Genomic DNA, 23,713 nt, shown 5'->3' with positions numbered 1-23,713 from the left:
TATTTTAATTTACCCTCGTCAATAACTTATCTGCTACCAACTTTAACATCTTTCGGGTATGCTTATCTGCTAATTGATCAATTTCGGTTTGCGCTTTTTGTGTAAACTTAGTAGCAATTTCTTGCGCTTGCTTAACACCACCATGAGTAATAACAATCTTTTGGACTTTTTCCATATCTTCAATCGTCATTTGGCGTTTTTTGGTAAGTAACGGTTCTAATTCATGACGATGATTTTGCAAGCTTAAAAGAAGAGGGAGGGAGTAAACGCCAGTTGCTAAATCCTCCAAAACAGGTTTGTTAAGGCGTTCATCCCCTGAATAATCAAGGATGTCATCCAGTATCTGGAAGCTGATCCCGATGTTTTGTCCAATTCGTTTTGCTAAGTTGATGGTCCGACGATCACTATGACCAAAATAGGCTCCTTCTTCAGCAGCAAGACTAAAGATGGCGGCTGTTTTGCCGTTTACATTGCGATAATAATTGAGTAATGATTGACTGAGATCAAAGCGATTATCCATCTGTCCCAGTTCTCCAGTAAGAATTTTGCGCATCGTCCGAGCGTTTCGTGTCAGGTAGGGGGACCCGGTCATCGTTTCTACGAGGAGGTCGAAAAAAATAGTGAAAAGGAAGTCCCCCGTATAGACGGCTGTATCTTTACCAAAAGCGGCTTGGACACTGACGGCTCCGCGACGCTTAGGTGAATCATCAATAATATCGTCATGAATCAAAGTAGCCATGTGTAAAACCTCAAGTGAAGAGGCAATTTTAATTAGTTTTTCTTGCTCAGTTGCAGTTTGATGATTGATATTTGCAAATAAAAGGAAGAATGCTGGGCGAAGGTATTTACCACCATTTGAGACCATCTGTTGCAGGGCATCGTGTAGTTGGGAATTTTTAATTGTAATCCGGTCATTAATTGTTTGATTTACTTTACCTAGAGCGTTATTAATCGCCGGATAGGTATGGAAAAAATGTTGTTTCATTAATCGATAATTCCTTTGTTATGGTGTACCATCTATATTGTACCGAACAACTAAGGAATTATGAAAGGAAAATTTACTAAATGTCGTTAAATGTTTTTTTGGAATTAGTAGAAATTAAGGCCAAAACTGCTAGTATCTTACCGATGCTCCTCGGGATTTGCCTTAGTGTCTATTATTATCATTCCCTAAACCTGCTAAATTCAGTTCTGTTTTTCATCGCAATGCTATTATTCAATATGGCGGTTGATATGATGGATAATTATAATGATTATAACCATGCCATTGATACCGTTGATTATAAGAAAAATACAAATATTATTGGGCGGGAAAATATTTCACCGCGTTTAGTTCTCGGTCTCTTGCTTGCCTTTAGTATAGTAGCCGGCTTAATAGGAATCTATCTAGTTACTCGTGTTGGCCTTCCGTTACTATGGATGGGAATCTTTTGTTTTGCGATCGGCATTCTTTACTCTTCTGGTCCATTTCCTTTGTCAGGGTTGCCAGTTGGTGAATTTGCCTCGGGATTTACAATGGGGTTCATGATTACCCTTATTTCTGTCTTTATTAATGTTGGCCAGCAATTTACATGGTCCTGGGCAAATATCGGGGTCGTCTTTCTCGTTGCTTTACCGGATGAATTGTGGATTTCCAACCTATTATTAGCAAATAATATTTGTGATGCGGGTGAAGATGAAGACAATCGCCGTCATACAGTTATTCACTTTATTGGGCAGAAAAATGGTCTATATGCATTTGCTATTAAGAACGTTTTAGCATTTTTAGCTATTATTTTCGCCGCGGTTCTTCATTTCGTACCATGGACAGTCTTGTTAACCTTATTGATTATCCCATTTGTGGTTAAGCAAACAAGAATGTTATTTGCTAAGCAAGTTAAGAAAGAGACATTTCCATGTGCAGTTAAAATATTATTAATTGGCTCACTGGTTCAAGTCGTAACGTTTGCGATTGGGCTGATATAAAAAATCGGGTTCTGAATTTTTCAGACCCGATTTTTCTAGTGCGCCCGGCATGGGTATTAGCTAGGTGGTGAAAGTCCGCTATGGGCCGTAGTAGTCGGAACCATGAGCTGAGGACAAGGGTGTCCACCGTGAGGTGGAATCTGAAGGAAGTCTAAGGCAAAGTACTGCATCGATGAACAAGAAGTAGCTATAAGGCTGGAATTAACTGGATAAGGCTGCTAGACAAGTTGAAGTCCAATACTACTCGAAGTTGGTCTCAGTAAAGCTAACGATGACATGGTACGAAAGCTAATATTCTTACCCGGGGTGATCTGGCCTACACGTTTCCGACAAGAGGAATAAGTTTAATTTCCACAGAAACAAGCGGTGCAGTGATGCAGTGTTGAGTAAGCCAGAAGTCAGCCGAGGTCATAGTAGTTTGAATAATCAGATGAAGGACTGAACGACAATAACTTGTAACTTATATCGGAGGTGTAATCAGGTGCGACAATCGCAGAAAACAGAACAACAAGCTGACCGCTTGTCGAGGATAGGTTTGGAAAACCGAAAGTACACAAGGGCGCGTAGTACCGGTTATGGTGAAGGTAAAGGTATGAGTGTCACTATCCAAGACCTGGTCTTGGATCGCAATAACCTTAATCAGGCTTATTTGCGAGTTAAGAGAAATAAAGGAGCAGCAGGCGTTGACGATATGACAGTCAATGACCTTCTGCCATATCTCAGAGAAAATAAGACGGAACTGATCGCTAGTTTGCGTGAGGGCAAGTATAAACCAGCTCCAGTCAAACGGGTAGAAATTCCGAAGCCTAATGGTGGAGTAAGAAGACTTGGAATACCAACGGTGGTGGACCGAATGGTTCAACAAGCTGTAGCCCAAATTCTTACGCCTATCTTTGAGCGTATTTTCTCTGATAATAGCTTTGGCTTCCGTCCCCACCGTGGGGCCCATGACGCTATTTCAAAAGTAGTAGATCTTTATAATCAAGGTTATCGAAGAGTTGTCGACTTAGACCTAAAAGCCTATTTTGATAACGTTAATCATGACTTGATGATTAAGTATCTCCAACAATATATTGATGACCCATGGACACTAAGACTCATTCGTAAGTTTCTAACTAGCGGAGTCTTAGACCATGGGCTTTTCGCTAAGAGTGAAAAAGGAACCCCACAAGGAGGGCCATTGTCACCACTACTGGCGAACATCTATCTAAATGAGTTGGACGAAGAGTTGACTAGACGTGGTCACCACTTTGTGCGCTATGCGGATGATTGTAACATCTATGTTAAAAGTCAACGAGCCGGAGAACGAGTAATGCGAAGCATTACCCAGTTTCTAGAAAAGCGCTTGAAAGTTAAAGTGAACCCAGATAAAACCAAACAAAGTCGGTAGCCCGCTACGGTTGAAGTTTCTTGGCTTTTCGTTGGGTGTAGACCACAATGGGGCCTACGCCCGTCCAGCTAAACAATCGCAACAACGAGTAAAGAAAGCACTGAAGTTATTAACTAAACGTAATCGTGGAATATCTCTGACAAGAATGTTTGAAGAAATTCATCGAAAAATGCGTGGGTGGCTTCAGTACTACTCAATTGGGAAACTAACTAACTTTATTCAACGCCTTGACAAGTGGTTGAGGGTCCGAATAAGGCAGTATATTTGGAAGCAATGGAAAAAGTTTAAAACTAAGGTAACTAACTTACAGAAGTTGGGGATGTCCCAGCGTGATGCATATGTCTTCGCTAGTACCCGAAAGGGCTACTGGCGAACTGCACATAGTAAGACCTTGAGCTATTCTCTAACTAATAGAAAACTGGAACAACTCGGACTTATGAATATGTCCAAGACGCTCCAGTCAATTCAATGTGATTAAGTTGTCGAACCGCCGTATACGGAACCGTACGTACGGTGGTGTGAGAGGTCGATAATTGAACTAATCAATTATCTCCTACTCGATTTTATCGCCAAAATGTAATGCAGCTGCGCCAAAGTTCAGTGGTTGGTAATGGACCTCTTTAAATCCGACTGCCTTCATCATTCGCGCAAGTTGATGGGCGGAGACAAATTGTTGGCTGGTTTTCTTTAAATATTGATAATCGCGATAATGTCCACCAGCTAATGAAGCCATCAATGGAAAGGCCGTAAAGTAAGCTTTCCAGCCGACTTTAATAATTGGATTGGTCGGCTGCGACATTTCCAAGCTAACGAATTGCCCACCTGGCTTGAGGACCCGGTAAATCTCGCTGAGCGCCTTACCTGCATCTGGAACATTTCGTAAGCCAAAGCCGATGGTGACGATATCAAAGCTATTGTCATCAAACGGCAACGCCATGGCATCCCCTTGTACCAAGAAGAGGTTGCCAATCATCTTTGTCTTTTCTTTAGCGATTTCCAACATTTCTTTATTAAAATCAAGCCCGGTTACTCGTCCAGCAGAGATCCGCTTAGCCAGGGCAATTGCGAGGTCTCCCGTTCCACAGCAAACATCTAAGGCGTTATCGGTAGGCTTAATTTGAAGCTGGTTAAAAAGTTCGTGTCGCCATATTTTCTGCGTTCCTAGACTAATCACATTGTTTAATAAGTCATAGCGGGGGGCAACCCGGGAAAATAAGTTATTTACTTCGTGTTCATTTAATAATTTATTTGTTTGAACCATGATTTTCTCTTTTCTTTAAGTTATTCTGTAAGTTGCTTCTTTGGTCTAACCAACATCACCAAGATAAAGTTAAGCAGGAGAGTCAAACCAGTAATGACAAAGACCATTTCATAACTAGAAATTCCCGAAATGAATGACCCAAGAATTGACCCTAACACCGCACCCGCAGCCTGGAAAGATTGATTGTAACTAAAGATCCGGCCGAATGCTTCGGTTGGGACGTCAAGGGTTAAGACCGTTTGGGTAGCAGGCATTAACGCCGCGTTTGCTAACCCAAGCAAGAAGCGCCAAAATGCCAAGGCCCATGGAGACTTAGTAATGGTCATGGGGATAAAGAGGATAAAGGCCGTGAGAATCCCAATTTGTAATACTTTTTCTGGTCCAATCCGGTCCATCGTGTGACCAACCTTTGAAGCGGCAAGCAATGTTCCTAGTCCTGGAGTAGCAGCAACAATCCCAGCGACAAAGGCAATATTGCCGTGGCCGCCCATCAATTGCCGAACATACAAACTGATAATTGGGTCAATTGACATGGTAGAAGAAGTAACAATCATTGTGGTTAAGAACATAACGAAGATCAATGGTGGATTATCCAGATTATGAATTATCTCTTTCATTGGCTTCATCGCTTCTTTTTTAATCGGGGTAAAATGTTCTACCGTCAATAACCACGTACTGAGAAAGACACAAAACATTAGTGCTCCGGTGATGAAAAATGGGATTCGGTACCCAAACAATCCTGATAGGAAACCACCAAGCAAAGGACCAACCAAATTGCCGGCCACCCCCGCAGTAGTCATCGCTGACATTACCCAGCCTGATTTATTATGCGGTGTTTCGCCAGCCATTAAAGCAGTAGCGTTATTAATGTAGCCGGAAAAGACTCCTTGAAGGAACCGCATGCCAATAATCATCCAGACACTTTGGGCAAATCCAATTGCACAGATTGTACAAGCCATTACTCCCGATGCACGCATACACATCAGTTTTCGTCCTTTGCGATCAGCCAGACTGCCCCAGAACGGTGAAACAATGGCTTGACTAATGAAGGTCACCCCAAATGCTAGTCCGGAGTAAATGTTGAGCTGAAAACGCGTAAAGTTTCCTAATTCTGCAATAAAAAGTGAGATAAACGGCATCGTCATCGAGTAGCCCATCCCGGTGATGAACGCGCCGAGCCAGAGGGTGTAAAAAGTTCGGTGCCAACCGTGAGGAAATTTTCCTCTTGCGACTTCCGAATCCATTTTGATTATCATCTCCTAAAATGATTTGTTCATAAAAGTATATTGTAACAAAATAATTTGTAAGGTGGATTATAGAATGAAGTTAGCCACCCAGTTGGTGGTAAATAAAAAACGCCATTCGGCGTGACATCAGGTATCATATTAAGTGAACCAAACCTATATGAAAGGATGTCCGTCAAATGACGCACTTAAATGATACCATGTCTACTAGTTTATTGACTACTCATAAAAAGAATGCTCATCTTACTAAAGAAGAACGTGTGATGATTGCGACTTTAAAGTCGCAAGGACTTTCCAATCGCGCAATTGGTCGCCAATTAGGAGTTAATCATCAAACAATTAATAACGAGCTCAACCGTGGTACGGTCCGCCAACTTCGTCGTCAAAAATCTAATGGTAAGATTTACGAATATTCTTACTACATCTATAGTTATGAAGCTGGTCAGGCCACATATCTTGAACATCACCGCCATTCTGGTCGTCGTCGCTTATATTATTCTTCAAAGCAATTTTTACGATTAGCTGATCAGCTAATGCTTGGTGAGTTTGACGACCACCATTACTCCCCACAAGCGGTTATTTATAAGGCTCGAGATTTAATGAATGATGGCACCCTGATCCCAAAGTCGGTTGTAACTTTATATCAATGGATTAATGAGGGTGTGCTTCGTACGTCCAATTTAGACCTCTTTGAAAAACCTAAACGTAAGCATCATCGAACTCATCCGCAAGCTAAAAGGTGCTTAGGGCCTAATATTGCTCAACGACCTCAAACTGCGGACCAACGGTCCGAAATTGGCCATTGGGAACTAGATACAGTTCAGGGACAGAAAAACGGTAATGACAGTGTTGTACTAGTAATGACTGATCGCCTTTCACGAGTTAATATCACGAGTAAAATTGCTGGTAAAACTGCGCATGCAGTAAATCAGTTCTTTATAAATTTACGCCAGAAAATGGGCACAGATGCTTACTATCGCATCTTTAAGACAATAACCTCTGACAACGGTTCAGAATTTAGTGAGTTAACACAAGTTCACGATCATGTTTTCTATGCTGATCCGTATTCCCCTTGGGAACGTGGATCCAATGAGATCAATAACCGGTTTCTCCGCAAGGAGATTACCAAAGGTGAAGCTATAAATAACTATAGTAGTGCTCAGATCATAGCGACTAATGATTGGATGAATCACTATCCACGAGCTATGTTTAATGGACATTCGTCAATGGATATCTATCGTAAGGCCTTCTACCAAGAGATATCACAGCTCCATCAACCAATAATCAATTGGTCAGTATTATTTATTTGAGTCCAGTGGCTAACTTATTCTTGAAATTTAGGAAATAATTTGTAATGTGGGAAATCCTTCTGAAAATACAAATTAATTTAGCATTCCTTTTCGAAAATTTGCTAATATATTAATGAAGGTAAGAAAGGGGAAATCATCTGTGAAAAAGAGGATCGCAGTCTTTTCAGATACGCATGGAAATCTAACAGCGTTGCAAGCAATGTATCGCGATAGCATAGCGCAGCATGTTGATGAATATTGGTTTATTGGTGATTTACTGATGCCAGGCCCAAGTGTAAAACCAATTTGGGAGATTTTGCAAGGAATGAAGCCAGCAGTAATTGTACGAGGAAACTGGGATGACCTAGTTGTTCGTGGTGCTCGCGGGATGATGGATATGGAGCGTCCTTCCCACATTTACTTTGCGCGGTTAGCCCAGTACGTTGCGGAACATGCCCCTGACGGAATGGTTGATGAAATTGCAAGTCGGCCGATGCACGTTACGAAACGCGTGGGTCCCCTTAATTTTGGCATCTCCCATAATTTGCCGTGGCTTAATATGGGTCAAGACCTTTTTCCCACGCAAGTTAGTGAAAATTTTGATAAGCTGTTTAATGTCGCTGGCGAACCAGTTGATATTGCCATTTATGCCCATGTTCACCATGACCTTTTGCGGTATGGGAGTGATGAACGCATGGTTTTAAATCCCGGAGCAGTCGGCGAGCCATTCAACCACTGGCAACCTCTCCAGCGTGATTTGCGGGCCCACTATCTAATTTTGGAAGTAGACGATATTGGTTTAGCTGAAACTAGCTTCCGTCATATTGGATATAGTCGCGATCAGGAAAAACAAATTGCCGATAAGAGTGATTTGCCATACCGTGACCTTTACAAGAAGATGATGGTGACGGGACGGGCTTATACCCATGATGATGAACTTTTAACTGAATATAATAATCAATATAATTATGCTGACGAATACCGTAAATACGCGAAAAAATTAAATGGTTAAGAAAGGTCAAAAAGTAATGCAAAATCCTTGTATTTTTTGTAAGTATCAGCGATAATATTAAAATGAAAAGAGTTCGCAGATGTTTTAATTTTAAATAGTAATTGTATAGTAGATAAAGTTTTTAATATAAAAGGAGAACTACTTAATGGCAAAAAAGTCAAAGATTGCTAAATTACATCACCAAGAAGCTTTAGTAAAGAAATACGCTGAAAAGCGCAAAGAATTAAAGGCGAAGGGCGACTACATCGGTTTATCCAAACTTCCTCGTAACTCTAGTGCGGTTCGTCTTCACAACCGTGATCGTTACGATGGCCGACCACATGCTTACATGCGTAAGTTTGGAATGTCACGGATTAAGTTCCGTGAACTAGCACACAAGGGTCAAATCCCTGGTGTTCGTAAGGCCAGTTGGTAAGTTAAATCTTATTTATAAGGAGTTATCGAGAAATATTCTTCTCGATAGCTCCTTTTTGAATAATGGACGAAAATTAAGACTAATAATAGCTTAATTGCACTTTGCTCAAACCGGCGAGCGGGTAAATTTTTCGATAATCTTCTAAAAAAATTGACATTTTAGCTTAGTTCGCGATCAATAACTGCTATACTAAGAATAGTAGACGAGTAAAGTCGGGCGGTGGAAATCTAATGAACGAAAAAGTAGTTTTTGATCAACTAAGTAAAGATGTAGCTGATCAAGTACGTGTAAGGCAAACATATAAATACTTTAATGGGACTGATCGTTCTAAGGGCCTTTATGATGAAGCCATTAGAATGGGGGAGGATGTCCTTCAAGAGCATAAAGAGGGATATAATGAACCACAAGCAATGGTCGACCTTGTTGATCAAGCGATTTATAATTCGCGAAAAGCATTAAATGGTCAGCAAACGGATAAGCATTCGTTGAAGATGCAGTTATCACGAGCAGGTCAGTTCTTACGGAGCCAGGAGTTTACTAGTTTACCTATTAAGACACAACAATACTGGGAACGTGAGATTACGGCAGCCCATAATATTGAAGTGGCTTCAAATACTGATCAAGCCTTAGCCAATAAGACAGCTATTAAGGTGGCAACAATGTTTGATACAATGGAACAGATGCGGCCACAATTAATGAAAGAAGCTGCTCAGCAACGGGCAGCACGGGCTAAAAAGGCAATGGCAGCCCGAAAAGAGGCTGAAAAAGAGCGGCAAAAGCGGGAGGCAATTCTCGCCAAGCAAAAAGTACTTGCTGAAAAGGCTGCCAAAGAAGATCGAAAAGCAGAAAAGAAACCGAAGAAAAAATCTGGTGGTCATCGCGGCTTCTGGTCATTTCTTGGCTTTCATAAAAAGAAAAAGTAGTTATAATGAAGAGGTTGAGAAAAACATGATTTTTCTTTCAATCTCTATTTTATTTTTAAGGGAACAACAACATGAAAAATAACTATAAAAGTGTTTTTGATATTATTGGACCAGTAATGATTGGTCCTTCTAGTTCGCATACTGCAGGGGCGGTCAAGATTGGTCGAGTCGCAAATAAACTTTTTGGCACGGTTCCACCTAAAGTAACCGTTCACTATTATGGATCTTTTGCTCGGACGCATCGTGGTCATGGAACAGACTATGCAATTGCGGCGGGATTGCTAGGATTTGCGCCAGACGATTCACGAGTTCCATCGGCGCCAATGATTGCTCGCCAAGGAGGAATGGACCTTCGCTTTGTTGAAGAAGAGGGTGAAAGCCCGATTCACCATCCTAACACAGCCATCCTTCAAATGACTGGTGATAAGACGAGGGTAACGGTTGCTGGTTGTTCGATCGGTGGCGGGATAATTGAAATTAGGGCTATTAGCTTTGATGGTGTTGATATTTTACCAGCGGGTCCCTTACCAATTGTTATCTTTCGCGATTATAGTAAACAGATGGCCAATGCACTGGCGATCAATACTGATTTGGAAGAAAAAGCACCATTTACCCGGCGACAAGTATTACGGGCAGATGATTGTGATATTTATGTTTACGATATTAAAAACCCGATGCAGCCAGCGACGATTGCTTATTTTGAAAAGAAGTACCCGGCTGCAATTTGTCTTTAGGAGAAAGAGCGATGTATCAAAGTGTTAAAGATTTAGTGCGAACTGCAGAAATTCAGCAAAAAGCATTGTCCGAGCTAGTGATTGAGGCAGAATGTCATGAATCTGGTAGCAATCGAAAAGAAGTTTGGCAACGGATGCGATCAAACTTACTGACGATGCGAGCCGCAATTAAACAAGGTGAAAATGAGCTGGGAGTTCGGTCAAAAACTGGTTTAACTGGAGGCGAAGCGATTAAGCTGAAAAAATATCGTGCAAAAGGAAAGACCCTCTCTGGTGATGTTATGATGGCTGCCGTGGAAAATGCGATCGCAACTAACGAGGTTAACGCAGCAATGGGAGTCATCTGCGCAACCCCGACTGCCGGTTCATCCGGGACTCTTCCTGGCGCTCTTTTTATGTTAGAACAACGATTAGGCCTTAGTGAAGATCAGATGATTCGCTTCTTATTTACTGCTGGTGGGTTGGGCTTAATTATTGCCAATCATGCGGGAATTGCTGGCGCGACAGGCGGCTGCCAAGAAGAAGTTGGTTCAGCATCGGCAATGGCTGCCGCGGCGGCTGTTGAAGCAGCGGGTGGTAGTCCAGAACAAAGCAGTCAAGCATTGGCAATTGCTCTTAGTAACTTGTTAGGCTTGGTATGTGACCCGATTGCCGGTTTGGTAGAAATCCCTTGTGTTAAAAGAAATGCGATTGGAGCTGGAAACGCGTTAATTGCAGCTGATATGGCACTCGCTGGTTGTACGAGTATGATTCCGGCCGATGAATGTATTTCTGCTCTTGATAAGGTTGGCCGGTCAATGTCAGTTGATTTACGGGAAACAGGCCGCGGTGGACTGGCTGGAACCCCAACTGGACAGGCGATTAAGACGAAAATCTTCGGCAAGGAAATTTGATCTTTTTAGAATTATTCTAAAATTACTTGCAAATTAGCATAAAAAGATTATACTAAGAGTTGTAGTTAAGAATGATTCTAATTTAAGGAGAGGATATACATGAACTTTGTAGGACATGAAATTGAAGATTTTAAGGTAAATGCTTATCATGACGGTGAAACAACCGAAGTATCCAAGAAGGATGTTTTAGGTAAGTGGAGTATTTTCTTCTTCTACCCAGCTGACTTCTCATTTGTTTGTCCAACTGAATTGGAAGCTTTGCAAGATAAGTACGAAGACTTCAAGAAAGCAAACGCTGAGATTTACTCTGTTTCTGAGGATACCGAATTTGTCCACAAGGCATGGGCTCAGGCTTCTGACAAGATTGGCAAGATCAAATATCCAATGCTTGCTGATCCAGCTGGTAAGTTAGCCCGGATGTTCGATGTTCTTGACGAAGACGCTGGTCAAGCATACCGGGGAGTCTTCATTGTTGATCCTGATGGTATTATCCAATCCTACACAATTAATAATATGGGAATTGGTCGGAGTGCTGATGAGATCTTACGGACACTCCAAGCTGCTCAATTTGTTCGTGAACATGGTGACCGAGTCTGCCCAGCGAACTGGAAGCCAGGCCAAGATTCAATTAAGCCAAGTCTTAATCTAGTTGGTAAGCTTTAATTTGGTGAGCTAAATGGCAGAACAACATTTATATGATTTAATCATCGTTGGTGCTGGACCAGCGGGATTATCTGCTGGTTTATATGCTGGACGCGCAACCTTGGATACGTTGATTTTAGAAGGAGATACTGTCGGCGGTCAGGTAACAACGACCTCGGTGGTTTATAATTATCCAGCTGTCGAAAAAGTCGACGGTACCCAATTGATGAACCAGATGCAAAGCCAGGTCGCTAGCTTTGGGGTTGAAATTCAACATGATGCGGTTGAAAAGTTTGATCTTACTGGTGAAGTTAAGACATTGATTGGCAAGAGTGGTCAAAAATATACTGCCCGAAGCGTAATTATTGCGACTGGTGCTAACCCTAAAAAAGTTGGTTTTCCCGGTGAAAATGAATTCCGTGGACGGGGAATTGCTTATTGCTCAACTTGTGATGGCGAACTTTTTACCGGTCTTCAAGTCTTTGTCGTTGGTGGCGGATATGCGGCCGCTGAAGAAGCTGACTATTTGAGCCGCTTTGCCAAGCACGTTACTGTTTTAGTTCGTGGCGATCATTTTGCATGTCCTGTATTGACGGCTAAGCGTGCCTTGGATAATCCTAAAGTTAGTGTGGAATACAATACTGAGGTAAAGGAAGTTAGTGGGGATGATTACCTTACTACTGCTACCTTGGTTAATAATAAGACTGGCGAAGAGACGGTTTACCATGTCGATGATGGTGACCAGACATTTGGGATGTTCATTTATATTGGTACGCAACCAGCAACGAAAGCATTAGCTAATATCCTTGATTTGGATGATCGGGGCTATATCATGACGGATGAAAATGGTAAGACAAACATCGATGGCGTTTACGCTGCTGGGGATGTTATCCATAAAAATCTTCGCCAGATCGTGACAGCTGCATCTGATGGGGCGGTTGCATCTACTGCTGCAGAACGATACGTTATTTTGCAAAAGGAAAAGCAAGGTATCCCAATTCATGCAGAAACTAACAAAAAGCCTGCTAAGACCGTGGGACAGACGAGCGAACTTAGCCAACAAGAAAACACCACGCCACATGAAGGAAGCTGGCTGCCAGCTGAGATTGACCAACAGTTACAACCAATCTTTGCCCGTTTAACCAAGGATATTAAACTCCAAGTGTTAACCAATGAGACAGAGCTTAGCAATCAGTTAGTTAGCTTTGTTGAAGAATTCGCTTCACTTGATCAGCACCTGCAGATGGAGACTAAACCGGCACCAGCGGACGTAAAGTACTTACCACAATTGCGCTTGCTTGATGCAGATGGTAATGATACTGGCTTACATTATGCGGGGATTCCAACTGGTCACGAATTAAACTCCTTAGTTTTAGGTGTTTACAACGTTGCTGGTCCTGGACAAACAATTGCACCAGAATTGGTAGAACGAATTAAGAAACTTGCGCCTACTAAGATTCGGATTGGCGTTTCCTTAACTTGTCATTTCTGCCCTGATGTTGTTGCGGCTTGTCAACGGATGGCTTCTCTGAATGTGGGAATTACTGCCACGATGATTGACTTGCAGCATTTCCCAGAATTACGGAAAGAAAAGAAGATTATGAGTGTTCCAGCGACGATGATTGATGATGACCCAGTTATTTTTGGAAGTCAATCATTGGAAGAACTAGTTACGGCAGTTGAAAAACATCATCAAAATTAAGATAAACGAGGATTTGAAGAAGTAAAACTCTTTGATCCTCGTTTTTTATTTGCATAGAGAAGAGGACCTTCATATCAATTGATAAATACAAGCCAGCCAATGATTACTGGTAAATACTTAAACTTTCTATTAATGACAATCGAAATCAAAATTTAACATTTCTGAAACAATGGGATGGAAAACTTCATTTATCAGCATTAAGAGACAGCAAAATTCGCAAAAAGGCCTAAAAACGGCAAAAAACATCAACTTATGTATTGAAATTTATCTAAATCCTGTTATTCTATAAGTATGGATAAGTTATAAAATTTATCACATGGTAATTATTATAACAATGCGGAGAGCAAGGGTTTATTGCAATGACTTAACGCTTATGCAATGCTTGCTTAATTACTTACAGTAATACTCGATGCATTGTCTGGCTCTTCGTCAAGAAGTACTGATGAGAAAATAAAATAATTTTACTAAGCAGCTTGTGCCTGGACTTTGGCATGAGCTGTTTGTTTATTTCTCCAGTTTATTGCAATGTAGGTATTTGGTAATGCAAGGAGGATTCTAATTCGGAAATTAAAGAAATTACGAAAGCCATAAGCAGTTCGTTTAATAACTTTAATTTTATTGTTAGTTCCTTCAACGGGACCATTTGTATAGGTATCATATTTAAAACTATTGTAAATTTCTTGTTTATGTCTGCGAAGAGTACGCTGAACTTTTTGCAGTGCTTGGGGAAGCTGCGTCCATTTAATCGCGAGTAAGTTTTTTAATTCTTTCTTGCTACGATGAGCAATCACCAGAATTAAGTTTTGATAGTATTCATAAGCCCTTTTTAGTTCATTATCAAAGCTTAGAAGACGATGAATGACTTCCACATCGGTTAATTGAGCGTAACTAAAGTTACGCCTTGACCAATAATTATCATATTTAAGCTCATTAGCAGGCGTTAGGAGTAATTTCCAAAAGTGCTTAAGTGCACGCCATTTATGAGTGCCAGCACCGGCACGATTCATTACTTGGATCCTAATTTTGTTAAATGCACGATATGCTTGAGCAACAATATGAAAATGATCAGCGATAATTAAAGCGTGGGGGAAAAGCTCATGAATCAAATGGCGGTAAGGAGTGTACAAGTCAACCGTTACTGTTTGAACTGCTAAGCGTGCTGAACGGTCATATCGAAGAAAGTATTTTCGCAGATAGCTATTTTTACGTGACAAGATAATATCAAGCGTCCGCTTATTTTCAATATTCATTAGAATCATACTCATTCCGCTGGGGGCAAAGCGACCAGACTTAAAATCATCAAAGGCAATATGGCGAGGTAACCAATGATAGTTAGGCTTAAAAAACTGATCAAGATTTGTAATGACTCGTCTAATTGTCCAGTCAGAGACATTTAATTCTTTGGCTAAATCACTTTGTGATTCGTTTTTTGTTAGAAGCATCATTGCCCGTTGTTTTATCGCTAAAGAGATATGATTACGATAATGAATATCTTCAACGGCTGCTAATTTAGTAACTACTTCAGGACAAGAAGAAGAAGCTTTACAGATATATTTTTGCTTTTTAATCGACCAGATTGTTGGCTTAAAGTGAAGCTCTGGTCCCAAGCAATTAACTGTTTTATAGCCATTTTTACACATTAAGTGTCCACATTTTGGGCAATGCATGGGGTAAGTTTGAATAAGATGGACAATGATTTGATTAGGTTGATCTTCAATTGGGTTATCAAAATTCTTTTCATCTAGTTTGAGGTAAGGATCTTTAATTCCTAAGATAGTTTTGATAGAATTGTTCATGAAAGATGGTCCTTTCTTAGCGAAGACGGGGTCCAACCATCTTTCGCTTTTTTATTTTAAATTTTAAACAAATAAAGCCCTGATGTTAAATCCATCAGTACTTAAAATTGTAAAGCCTACAAAAAGCAGCCCCTAAGCTGGAACTTCCAACTTAGGAGCTGCTTCTTTTTTGTCTTACAGGTTCTCATCCGTATTAAAGTTTAATTCACAATAATCAGTCATCTTTGTAATTAGCTCAAGGCTTAATTTCTTATATGCGTTCAATGTATCGGTGGCATAACCGTCACTTTGCCGCGTTAAGAAGGTTGCACGTGCTTCTCCTTTGAGACTCGGGAGGCGATGATCAGTTTCGGCAATCATCTTAATGGCCGCGGCGTTTCGTTCCTTTTGTACGTCTCGTAATAATGGAAGGAAATCGTGTAGGTGGCTGTCAACTAGCACACTGGCATGCTTGAAAATCCAGTAAGCAGAGTTGAGCTGAGCCGGCAGCTTCCCACGCTTGTAAGGGGCTGGTGTATCAGTAATGCCGTTGAAGAATGGCACATAGGTACTTTCAACAGCGACCCCCATTGCTAACCAGTGAATATTAGCGCCCGGTCGGTTCGTCTGTAAAATATGTGACTCTTGGGTCTTAGCTAAACTAATTGGCCGGTACTTATGGGCGTGTTCACCGTGCCCAAGGGGATCGAATTCGGTTCCCTCATAGTGGTTACTGAGATAGTTCTGGGCATCAAAAATTGATAACTTATGATCCGGCTTCATGATAAATGGCAATTCAGTTGATTCCGGGGTCTCCTCTGTTGCTTGCCGGGGGCTAAACATTTGGTGACCAGCCCATACCCGCGGTTCAGAGTAAATCGCGTCTGACCGATCAGCTGTCCCAAAGATTTTGCGGAAATTGAAGGTGGATGGATCTGGGTTCAAGTCATGCTTCTCAACGAATTCTTGAATTCCCGGATGGAACATGAAATTATTCGGATCATTAAAGTCAATTTCTTGAATTGCCAGTTGGTTGGCAACCACCGCATATGAATCATCTGGAATCCGTTGCGCAACCCAGTAGTGACCTGCACCGGTTTCGAAGTACCAAGCTTCGTCATTATCAGCAAAAAGTACCCCGTTTGTTTCGCCGGTTCCGTACTTCGCAATCAAATTACCGAGGCGTTGGACCCCTTCACGTGCCGTCTTAACATATGGCAGAACCACAGTGATCATTGCTTCTTCATTTAGACCATTTTCAACCAGTGGATCATAGCCCAAAACGAGGGGATTAGAATAAGCACTTTCAGTCGCACTCATTGCCACATCATACTCATTAATCCCGTCTTCTTCAAACAGCCCGTCTTTATCTGTCCATTCCGGAGTTGCCGTATACTGAGCGCTTTCTTCTGGCAAGTCGAGCTCTAAACGGGTATCCTTAGAGATGAAGTGGCTGGGCATCTCCCCACGGCGGTGAACAACCATATGCTTGGGCCAGGCAGCTTTGGCATCTTCGTTTCGACCGATCATGATTGTGCCGTCGATGCTGGCCCCTTTACCAATTAAAATACTTGTACATGCGGTTAATTTATTCCCCATAGATAATACATTCTCCTTTTGCGTATTGTATTAATTGTACCGCGAACGGTGATTTAAGTCGATTTAGTTGGAATATTTTAATTTCAAGTTAAGAAGTATATAATATTGCTGTATAAAATAGGAAAGGAGAGGATAATATGCAACAATTATCACTGTTAATTGTTATGTTAGCGGCGTTAATTATTCCTATTATTATGGCACGGTTTAAGGTTTCCTCGATTCCGACGGCGATTGCGGAAATCTTAACCGGTATTATTCTCGGAAAAAGCTTTTTTAATATCGTTAACCCCAATTGGACATTGAATTTCTTGTCGTCATTGGGGGTTATTATGTTGATGTTTTTGTCGGGAATGGAGATTAATTTTGATCTTTTTCGTAAGACCCCCGGGAAAAAACGTGATAGTAAATCGCCAGTAATTATGGCTTCACAGGTATTTGGCCTCATTGTTGTTTCTTCATTTGTGATTGCTTTAATTATTAGCCGTTTGCACTTATTTAGCGATATTTTGTTAGCGACAATTATTTTTTCAACCGTCGCACTCGGTGTTGTTATCGCAACGTTAAAAGAAAAGGACATTTTACAAAAACCAGTGGGACAGACCCTCTTATTGACAGCAGTATTAGGGGAAGTGGTTCCGATGCTCGCATTGACCTTCTATGCATCGATCAATGGGGGCAATGCCAAGCGCCTGGGCTTAATTGTCTTTCTTTTCTTGGCAGCCTTTTTCCTCTTGTGGCGTTTTAAGCAACCGTTTATTTGGTTTAATAAAATTTCCAAATCAACCACTCAACTTGATATTCGGTTAGCTTTCTTCTTGATCTTCGCCTTAGTAACAATCGCCGAAACGGTGGGAGCGGAAAATATCCTGGGAGCCTTCCTCGCCGGGATGGTCATGAAACTGCTTGAACCAAGTGAAGCAACTGAAGACCGGTTAAACTCAATTGGTTATGGTTTTCTGATTCCATTCTTCTTTATCATGACGGGTGACCGCCTTGACTTGAAGAATTTATTTGCTAACCACCAAGCACTAGCCCTGATTCCGATTTTGGTCATCGGCTTTTTACTTGCTAAATCGCCAACCATGTTCATTTATCGGCGCCGTTTTAAGCCCCGCAATTCATTTGCCGGCAGCTTTTTAGTAGCGACAACGATTACCTTGGTATTACCAACCTTGCAAGTTGCACGGAATTTGCATGCAATTACTGGTGCGCAATCCGATGCCTTTACATTGGCCGCCGTAATTGTCTGTATCATTGCGCCAATCGTCTTCAATTCAATGTATAAGCTTGAAAAATCTGATTTGATCAAGCAAAAGGTTAATTTTATCGGAACCAACACCTTAACTGTTCCGATTTCCCAACAATTATATAAGAACTGGTATGACGTGCGGATGGTTACAGATAATGAAAATAACTTCAAGACCTATAATAGTCAGGTGAAGCATTTAGAGTATCTGCCTAAGCTTGACGCGGAGGCCCTTGAGCAGGGAGGATACTTTGATTGTGATATTGTTGTTGGGTTCTTAAATGATCATAAGTCAGCGCGTCTAGCTCAGATCGCTAAGGAACATGGGGTAAAACGGGTCATTGCCAGCCAAAACAATCCGCGGCTGGACCCGAAAGATATCAGTGCGCTTCGTGAAAAAGGGATTGAAATCTTTAATAGCTTCAATGTCCAAAGCAGTGTCTTACGGGCGTTGATTGAATCACCATTGATCTTGCAGATGCTGACTGATACCGAAGCTGGATTATATGAAGCAACTGTCCTTAATTCACGTTATACTGGGCGCGAACTGCATACATTGCCATTTGTTAATAACATTACGATTAGTCGGATCTTCCGGAAACGCAAGCCAATTGACCCGCATGGTGATACGATTATCGAGTATGGTGATCATATCCTCTTTACTGGGGACCGGAAAGCAGCCGAAGAGGTTCGTGAAGCCTTGCGCGGCGTTAATTAAAATATTTTTCGTTAATGTAATTGCCGTAAAAGCGCTCTTATGGTAAGATTTTAAATGAATTTAGAAGGAGGCACGGATTATGCCATTAGTTCATATTGACTTAATTGAAGGCCGGACCGATGAGCAGTTAAAGGCTCTCGTAAAGGATGTTACAGCAGCAATTTCAAAGAATGCCAACGTTCCTGCTGAACGGGTGCATATCGTGTTGAATGAGATGCGCAAAGACCACTATAGTGTAGCTGGTAAGATGGTCAGCGACAAGTAACAACAAGAGAGTCATCGGGGGAGGCAGTTCAGTCTTTGCACGGTGGCTTTTTTGTATGATCTAAAATCCATCAAGTTTCTTCCTATTATATAGGTAGAAACTGCTCGCAATTAGCAGCGAAAGGATGAATATAATTGAGTGAACAACAATATATCATGGCGATTGACCAAGGAACGACGAGCTCACGGGTGATTATTTTTGACCATGACGGAAATAAAGTTGCGATCAGTCAACAGGAATTTCCCCAATACTTCCCGCAACCAGGGTGGGTCGAACATGATCCGCTAGAGATTTGGGATAGCGTTCAGTCGGTGATTTCAAACGTAATGATTAAGTCCCAGATCAAACCCTATAAGATTGCGGCGATTGGGATTACTAACCAACGGGAAACGACGGTTATTTGGGATCGCCATACCGGTAAGCCGATTTATAACGCAATTGTCTGGCAATCAAAGCAAACGAGCGATATTGCTGAACAATTAATTAAAGATGGTTATAAGGATATGATCCACAAGAAGACCGGCTTAGTGATTGATTCATATTTTGCGGCCACCAAGATCAAGTGGATTCTTGACCATGTCCCTGGTGCCCGGGAAAAAGCGGCGAAGGGCGACTTGATGTTCGGGACCATCGATACCTGGCTACTATGGAATTTATCAGGACGGCGGGTCCACGCAACGGATGTGACTAACGCTAGTCGGACGATGCTTTTTAATATCCATACCCTCGAGTGGGATCAAGATATCCTTGACTTGCTTGAGATTCCGCAGTCGCTTCTGCCAGAAGTAAAGCCAAGTTCAGCCATTTACGGTTATACGGGTGATTACCACTTCTATGGTGTCCAGATTCCAATTGCTGGGATTGCGGGTGACCAACAAGCAGCCCTCTTTGGTCAAGCCGCCTATGATAAAGGTTCAATCAAGAACACTTATGGGACCGGAGCCTTCATTGTCATGAATACGGGACTAAAACCCACACTTTCGGATAACGGCTTGTTGACGACGATTGCGTACGGCCTGGACGGACAAACCCATTACGCGCTTGAAGGAAGTATCTTTGTGGCCGGTTCTGCCGTTCAATGGTTGCGAGATGGCCTCAAGATGTTTAAGAAGGCCAGCGAGTCCGAACAAATGGCTGTCGATGCCAAGACAACTGGCGGCGTTTATGTCGTTCCCGCCTTTACAGGGTTGGGCGCACCGTACTGGGATCAAGAAGTGCGGGGCGCAATGTTTGGCCTTACCCGTGGAACTGAACGGGGACATATCATCCGTGCAACCTTGGAAGCCATTGCCTACCAGACCAAAGATGTTGTCGATACGATGGTCAAGGACACCCAATTACCACTAACAGCACTAACGGTTAATGGGGGAGCATCACGGAACAGCTTCATGATGCAGTTCCAGGCCGATATCTTACAAACGCCAATCAAGCGGGCAGCGATGGAAGAAACAACCGCCCTGGGAGCAGCCTTCCTCGCTGGCTTGGCCGTTGATTTCTGGGAAGACCAGGATGAGTTACGGAAGCTATCGCGGATTGGCGACCAGTTTGATCCACAAATGGATCCGCAAGAGGCAGCTGACTTGTATCGGGGATGGCAACGTGCCATTGCAGCTGCGCAGTTTTATGGCAAAGATTAACTAAAAACACCGATCACCATTCAACAAACTAATGTAAAAGGAAAATGAGAGAAATGAAAATGAAAACACCGGTTCAGATGACTGATGATTTGGAGCACTTTATTAAGGAAACCCGGGAAGACACGGCTTTCCCTCATGAATCACTCTATGTTGATTTGTTAGAACAGTGGAAAGTTTTAAGCCGTTACCAGTTAGCATACGCTGATAAGGAAAGCAAACGCCTCTACAATGCGTACTGGAACTCCATGTCGCACTGGTATAAGATTTTTGACAAAGAGCGAGAGCATTTATTAGAACCAACTGCCTTGCCAAGTGAGGACTTAATGGACTTCTATGCTGGTTTGATTGAAGACCTCATGGATCACGTCCTTAGTCTGGTACCACCAGCGCCCCATTCGACGATTATTAAATTAACTGATTTCCGGGTCTTATTGAGTAACGAGTTACAAAAGATCGCCCAACTCGACCTCGGAATTCAAGGCCCCATCGACTTTGCAATGATTATGGATTATTGGAAGATGTTGGGTGAAAGTTTTGATCGCGAAAAGATCAAGTAAGTGAATAGAAAGGGAGCGAGACAGAAGTCACTTGTGACTTCGTTTTCGAGCCCCCGCAAGCAACAATAGGCCTCTAGCGTTCGGTTTTGCCGGACGTTAGAGGCCATTGTTGTACTGCGTATTTGCTTTTTATGAAAGTAACTTAACTTATGTCACAGTCCCTTTTCTATTCTATCCACTTTTGCAAGTAGTCAATCAATACTTTCGCGTCTTCTTTTGTCAGTGCAAAAGTATTATCATGGCTGATATTATCAAAATCAATATTTGACACCAGCATTTGCAGCTCCGGTTCGTCAGCGTTCTGATAAATGCTAAGCTCATTAACGCACTCATCATCACGATCTTCGCCATCATATTTAATATGAAGCCACTTAGCTTGATGGTCAATTTCATGTTTTTCCACATTCTCACCTCAAAACTCTCCCTTCATTTTAGCACGAAGCTGGTGGGCACGGGTAATCACTCCTCGCCGCCATTGCGAAACGGCTGCCCGACTAACCCGATACTCGTCTGCAATCTGCCGGTCACTCAAATGGTGATTGAGTTTGGCGATCAAATACCGTTGTTGAACGCGGGGACAGTGGTGGTAGAGGTAGTTAAGAAAGTCGCTATTTTCCAGGTGAGCAAATGGCGCGGTCGCTGAATGGTCAACCATTGTCTCGTCGTAGTCATGATCATCGTCTTCGTTGTCAAGGGTGTAGTTAAAAAGGAGGGCTTCAAGTTGTTGCCACCGCAGTCGATCCAGTAAACGCCAGCGCATCCGTTGGTAAGCAAAGCACATCAAATCCCGTTCATTTTCGACCTCATCTGTCTCCTGTAAGAAATCAGCGTAGGCCTGGGCAAAGATAATCGAAGCATCTTGGACAAAATCATCATAGTCGTCCCGGCGCGGTGAGATCCCGAGACTCTTTAATACTCCATGGACAATCGTAATCCGCTTATCACTCATCAGAAAAGTTAAACCGTCAGAAATTTTTTTATAATTCATTATTGAGAACATCCTTTGAAAATATTCTCAAGAGCTCTTGAGTACCGTTAACTTACCAAAAAATCTACCGTCTTAGCGAACGATAAAACAGGGTGAAAGTGTTTTAAAAAGACGTTGACAGGGCAGATTTATCCCAGTATCTTAATATTCATGTTAAAAGTGAAACGTTTTATAGCGAATTTGCACTTTTTTATGATTTGCTTGGAGGGTGGATTATAGAATGAAGTTAGCCACCCAGTTGGTGGTAAATAAAAAACGCCATTCGGCGTGACATCAGGTATCATATTAAGTGAACCAAACCTATATGAAAGGATGTCCGTCAAATGACGCACTTAAATGATACCATGTCTACTAGTTTATTGACTACTCATAAAAAGAATGCTCATCTTACTAAAGAAGAACGTGTGATGATTGCGACTTTAAAGTCGCAAGGACTTTCCAATCGCGCAATTGGTCGCCAATTAGGAGTTAATCATCAAACAATTAATAACGAGCTCAACCGTGGTACGGTCCGCCAACTTCGTCGTCAAAAATCTAATGGTAAGATTTACGAATATTCTTACTACATCTATAGTTATGAAGCTGGTCAGGCCACATATCTTGAACATCACCGCCATTCTGGTCGTCGTCGCTTATATTATTCTTCAAAGCAATTTTTACGATTAGCTGATCAGCTAATGCTTGGTGAGTTTGACGACCACCATTACTCCCCACAAGCGGTTATTTATAAGGCTCGAGATTTAATGAATGATGGCACCCTGATCCCAAAGTCGGTTGTAACTTTATATCAATGGATTAATGAGGGTGTGCTTCGTACGTCCAATTTAGACCTCTTTGAAAAACCTAAACGTAAGCATCATCGAACTCATCCGCAAGCTAAAAGGTGCTTAGGGCCTAATATTGCTCAACGACCTCAAACTGCGGACCAACGGTCCGAAATTGGCCATTGGGAACTAGATACAGTTCAGGGACAGAAAAACGGTAATGACAGTGTTGTACTAGTAATGACTGATCGCCTTTCACGAGTTAATATCACGAGTAAAATTGCTGGTAAAACTGCGCATGCAGTAAATCAGTTCTTTATAAATTTACGCCAGAAAATGGGCACAGATGCTTACTATCGCATCTTTAAGACAATAACCTCTGACAACGGTTCAGAATTTAGTGAGTTAACACAAGTTCACGATCATGTTTTCTATGCTGATCCGTATTCCCCTTGGGAACGTGGATCCAATGAGATCAATAACCGGTTTCTCCGCAAGGAGATTACCAAAGGTGAAGCTATAAATAACTATAGTAGTGCTCAGATCATAGCGACTAATGATTGGATGAATCACTATCCACGAGCTATGTTTAATGGACATTCGTCAATGGATATCTATCGTAAGGCCTTCTACCAAGAGATATCACAGCTCCATCAACCAATAATCAATTGGTCAGTATTATTTATTTGAGTCC

At 41.9% G+C, this 23,713-nt stretch carries 21 protein-coding genes and 1 pseudogene; 15 read left to right on the top strand and 7 right to left on the bottom strand.

Annotated features, from left to right (window positions below; all coding sequences use genetic code 11):
• Nucleotides 1-4: 4 nt before the first annotated feature.
• Nucleotides 5-985 (bottom strand): polyprenyl synthetase family protein, encoded by a 981-nt coding sequence (locus SH603_RS06610; protein WP_321533695.1) that lies wholly within the window; start codon nucleotides 983-985, stop codon nucleotides 5-7.
• Nucleotides 986-1,065: 80 nt separating this feature from the next.
• On the opposite strand from SH603_RS06610, the gene SH603_RS06605 reads away from it, so the two are divergent.
• The gene (locus SH603_RS06605; protein WP_169473374.1) at nucleotides 1,066-1,965 is read left to right on the top strand and encodes a prenyltransferase; all 900 of its coding nucleotides are present in this window, start codon (nucleotides 1,066-1,068) and stop codon (nucleotides 1,963-1,965) included.
• A 481-nt stretch (nucleotides 1,966-2,446) separates the two neighbouring features.
• A pseudogene (gene ltrA / locus SH603_RS06600) lies at nucleotides 2,447-3,833 on the top strand (group II intron reverse transcriptase/maturase).
• A gap of 75 nt (nucleotides 3,834-3,908) precedes the next feature.
• On the opposite strand, the gene ubiE reads toward ltrA, so the two are convergent.
• Nucleotides 3,909-4,616: a bifunctional demethylmenaquinone methyltransferase/2-methoxy-6-polyprenyl-1,4-benzoquinol methylase UbiE gene (gene ubiE, locus SH603_RS06595; RefSeq protein WP_169471331.1), complete on the bottom strand. Its 708-nt coding sequence runs from the start codon at nucleotides 4,614-4,616 to the stop codon at nucleotides 3,909-3,911.
• Between the two features lie 20 nt (nucleotides 4,617-4,636).
• Nucleotides 4,637-5,872, bottom strand: coding sequence for an MFS transporter (locus SH603_RS06590; protein WP_080549747.1), 1,236 nt, complete (start codon nucleotides 5,870-5,872; stop codon nucleotides 4,637-4,639).
• Nucleotides 5,873-6,039: 167 nt separating this feature from the next.
• Here SH603_RS06590 and SH603_RS06585 point away from each other — a divergent pair, with 167 nt between their 5' ends.
• The 8 genes from SH603_RS06585 (at nucleotide 6,040) to SH603_RS06550 (ending at nucleotide 13,470) form a co-directional block, all read left to right on the top strand.
• On the top strand, nucleotides 6,040-7,170 hold the full coding sequence (locus SH603_RS06585) for an IS30 family transposase (protein ID WP_013923736.1): 1,131 nt from the start codon (nucleotides 6,040-6,042) through the stop codon (nucleotides 7,168-7,170).
• 112 nt (nucleotides 7,171-7,282) lie between these two features.
• A complete protein-coding gene (locus SH603_RS06580; protein ID WP_169473393.1) occupies nucleotides 7,283-8,161 on the top strand; it encodes a metallophosphoesterase family protein in 879 nt (292 codons plus the stop codon).
• A 145-nt stretch (nucleotides 8,162-8,306) separates the two neighbouring features.
• Nucleotides 8,307-8,576 (top strand): 30S ribosomal protein S14, encoded by a 270-nt coding sequence (gene rpsN / locus SH603_RS06575; protein WP_003667006.1) that lies wholly within the window; start codon nucleotides 8,307-8,309, stop codon nucleotides 8,574-8,576.
• A gap of 230 nt (nucleotides 8,577-8,806) precedes the next feature.
• Nucleotides 8,807-9,499 carry a hypothetical protein gene (locus SH603_RS06570; protein ID WP_321533694.1) on the top strand — a complete coding sequence of 231 codons (693 nt, stop codon included), beginning with the start codon at nucleotides 8,807-8,809 and terminating at the stop codon, nucleotides 9,497-9,499.
• A gap of 71 nt (nucleotides 9,500-9,570) precedes the next feature.
• Nucleotides 9,571-10,233 (top strand): serine dehydratase beta chain, encoded by a 663-nt coding sequence (locus SH603_RS06565; RefSeq protein WP_169473390.1) that lies wholly within the window; start codon nucleotides 9,571-9,573, stop codon nucleotides 10,231-10,233.
• 11 nt (nucleotides 10,234-10,244) lie between these two features.
• Nucleotides 10,245-11,126 (top strand): L-serine ammonia-lyase, iron-sulfur-dependent, subunit alpha, encoded by an 882-nt coding sequence (gene sdaAA / locus SH603_RS06560; protein ID WP_321533693.1) that lies wholly within the window; start codon nucleotides 10,245-10,247, stop codon nucleotides 11,124-11,126.
• A gap of 99 nt (nucleotides 11,127-11,225) precedes the next feature.
• Nucleotides 11,226-11,789, top strand: coding sequence for an alkyl hydroperoxide reductase subunit C (gene ahpC, locus SH603_RS06555; RefSeq protein WP_321533692.1), 564 nt, complete (start codon nucleotides 11,226-11,228; stop codon nucleotides 11,787-11,789).
• 13 nt (nucleotides 11,790-11,802) lie between these two features.
• Complete coding sequence (locus SH603_RS06550; protein WP_321533691.1) at nucleotides 11,803-13,470, top strand: FAD-dependent oxidoreductase; 1,668 nt, start codon at nucleotides 11,803-11,805, stop codon at nucleotides 13,468-13,470.
• Between the two features lie 464 nt (nucleotides 13,471-13,934).
• On the opposite strand, the gene SH603_RS06545 is transcribed toward SH603_RS06550, so the two are convergent.
• The gene (locus SH603_RS06545; RefSeq protein WP_094128766.1) at nucleotides 13,935-15,266 is read right to left on the bottom strand and encodes an ISL3 family transposase; all 1,332 of its coding nucleotides are present in this window, start codon (nucleotides 15,264-15,266) and stop codon (nucleotides 13,935-13,937) included.
• A gap of 174 nt (nucleotides 15,267-15,440) precedes the next feature.
• Complete coding sequence (locus SH603_RS06540; protein ID WP_169472961.1) at nucleotides 15,441-16,844, bottom strand: C69 family dipeptidase; 1,404 nt, start codon at nucleotides 16,842-16,844, stop codon at nucleotides 15,441-15,443.
• Nucleotides 16,845-16,981: 137 nt separating this feature from the next.
• Between SH603_RS06540 and SH603_RS06535 the strand changes: the two genes are divergently transcribed.
• The 4 genes from SH603_RS06535 to SH603_RS06520 all read left to right on the top strand — a co-directional run bounded on the left by SH603_RS06535 (nucleotide 16,982) and on the right by SH603_RS06520 (nucleotide 21,267).
• Nucleotides 16,982-18,808: a cation:proton antiporter gene (locus SH603_RS06535; protein WP_321533690.1), complete on the top strand. Its 1,827-nt coding sequence runs from the start codon at nucleotides 16,982-16,984 to the stop codon at nucleotides 18,806-18,808.
• 79 nt (nucleotides 18,809-18,887) lie between these two features.
• On the top strand, nucleotides 18,888-19,073 hold the full coding sequence (locus SH603_RS06530) for a 2-hydroxymuconate tautomerase (protein WP_169472963.1): 186 nt from the start codon (nucleotides 18,888-18,890) through the stop codon (nucleotides 19,071-19,073).
• Nucleotides 19,074-19,207: 134 nt separating this feature from the next.
• On the top strand, nucleotides 19,208-20,710 hold the full coding sequence (gene glpK / locus SH603_RS06525) for a glycerol kinase GlpK (protein ID WP_321533689.1): 1,503 nt from the start codon (nucleotides 19,208-19,210) through the stop codon (nucleotides 20,708-20,710).
• 44 nt (nucleotides 20,711-20,754) lie between these two features.
• Nucleotides 20,755-21,267, top strand: a complete 513-nt coding sequence (locus SH603_RS06520; protein ID WP_169472965.1) for a hypothetical protein — start codon at nucleotides 20,755-20,757, stop codon at nucleotides 21,265-21,267.
• Nucleotides 21,268-21,433: 166 nt separating this feature from the next.
• Here SH603_RS06520 and SH603_RS06515 read toward each other — a convergent pair whose 3' ends face one another.
• Nucleotides 21,434-21,670, bottom strand: coding sequence for a hypothetical protein (locus SH603_RS06515; RefSeq protein WP_169471158.1), 237 nt, complete (start codon nucleotides 21,668-21,670; stop codon nucleotides 21,434-21,436).
• A gap of 9 nt (nucleotides 21,671-21,679) precedes the next feature.
• Entirely contained in the window at nucleotides 21,680-22,255 is a 576-nt protein-coding gene (locus tag SH603_RS06510; RefSeq protein WP_169472966.1) for a helix-turn-helix domain-containing protein, read from the bottom strand.
• Nucleotides 22,256-22,578: 323 nt separating this feature from the next.
• Between SH603_RS06510 and SH603_RS06505 the strand changes: the two genes are divergently transcribed.
• Nucleotides 22,579-23,709, top strand: a complete 1,131-nt coding sequence (locus SH603_RS06505; RefSeq protein WP_013923736.1) for an IS30 family transposase — start codon at nucleotides 22,579-22,581, stop codon at nucleotides 23,707-23,709.
• The last annotated feature ends 4 nt before the right edge of the window (nucleotides 23,710-23,713 follow it).

Origin of the sequence: Limosilactobacillus reuteri, from assembly GCF_034259105.1 — a bacterium.
Classification (GTDB): domain Bacteria; phylum Bacillota; class Bacilli; order Lactobacillales; family Lactobacillaceae; genus Limosilactobacillus; species Limosilactobacillus reuteri_G.
This window is presented reverse-complemented; position numbering and strand designations above follow the sequence as displayed.